The 1,192-nt window shown below is 67.8% G+C and carries 1 protein-coding gene and 1 pseudogene; both read left to right on the top strand.

Features of this window, described 5'->3' with window-relative positions:
- Positions 1 to 497: pseudogene (locus Q8N40_RS22720) on the top strand (DUF2029 domain-containing protein); the annotation flags it as partial.
- Between the two features lie 186 nt (positions 498 to 683).
- The coding region (locus Q8N40_RS22715) for a TetR/AcrR family transcriptional regulator (RefSeq protein WP_305713396.1) at positions 684 to 1,192 on the top strand (509 nt) is incomplete at its 3' end.

Genomic DNA, 1,192 nt, shown 5'->3' with positions numbered 1-1,192 from the left:
TCTTCCACTGGATGCCGATGTTTTCGCAGGCCTTCCTCACCGAAGGCAAGGCGCCGTGGTGGAAGATGCAGAGCCTGTTCGCACTGGTGCGCACCTTCGGCGGCACCGAAGCGCTGGCCTGGATATTCCACTGGATTTTTGCTGCCTCGGTGGCGGTGGTGCTGGCGCTGATGTGGCGGAGCCGGGTGCGCTACGCCGTGAAGGCCGCCGCGCTCGCGACCGGGGCCTTGCTGACCACGCCGTATCTCTTCATGTACGACATGATGGTGCTGGCGATCCCGGTCGCTTTCCTGGTCCGTATGGGGCTTTCGAACGGCTTTCTCGCCTGGGAGCTTCCGGCGCTGGCCTGCGCGCTGGCCATGATCGCGGTCTTCATCTTCACCGGGGTGCCGCTCGGCTTCGGCGCTACGCTGATCGTGGCGGGTCTCGTGCTGCGCTATGCCAGCCTGCGGCGACAGCCAGAGCCGGCGCAGTCGATGGTATCGGCCGCGACCTGACCTGAGCTGCGGACGATCGATGCCGGCGCCTCCGCCGACATTCTGAACTCAATAATTGTCCCCTTGTCATCAGCCCTGAATAGTTGTTCAGTTCTTCAAAGGGCGGGTAATCGCCGCTCAAAGAATTGCAGCGCGCGTGCCAGCCGGCTGATCCGGCCTGCTCCACGCCGGGACGAGAAACGCGCCATGGTCTATCGGCGAACCCATCAGGTGGTGAAGAGGCTGGCGGCGCGGCGCAGCGCCATCCTGGCGGCGGCGCGGGATGCCGCGGCCGAGGGCGGCATGGCCGCGGTGCAGATCGCGCCGGTGGCGATCCGCGCCAATGTCGCGGCCGGCACCGTCTATCGCTACTTCCCCTCCAAGGCCGATCTGATTTCCGAACTGATCGCCGACGTATCGCGCGACGAACTGGCGGCGATCCGCCGCGCCGCGGATGCCGCACCCGGGCCATCCTCGGCACTGGCGGCGGCCGTCACCACGGTGGCGGTGCATGTGCTGTCGCAGCGCAAGCTCGCCTGGGGCATCCTGGCCGAGCCGGTCGATGTCGACGTCACCGCCTCCCGGCTGGCCAGCCGGCGCGAGATCGCCGGCGAGATTGCCGCGCGAATCGACGCCGCGGTGCGCGCCGGGCACCTGCCGGCGCAGGATACCGCACTCGCCGCCACCGCGCTGCTCGGCGCATTGCATGAATCGCT

It is taken from the genome of Bradyrhizobium sp. (genome assembly GCF_030693485.1).
Lineage (GTDB): Bacteria > Pseudomonadota > Alphaproteobacteria > Rhizobiales > Xanthobacteraceae > Bradyrhizobium.
This window is presented reverse-complemented; position numbering and strand designations above follow the sequence as displayed.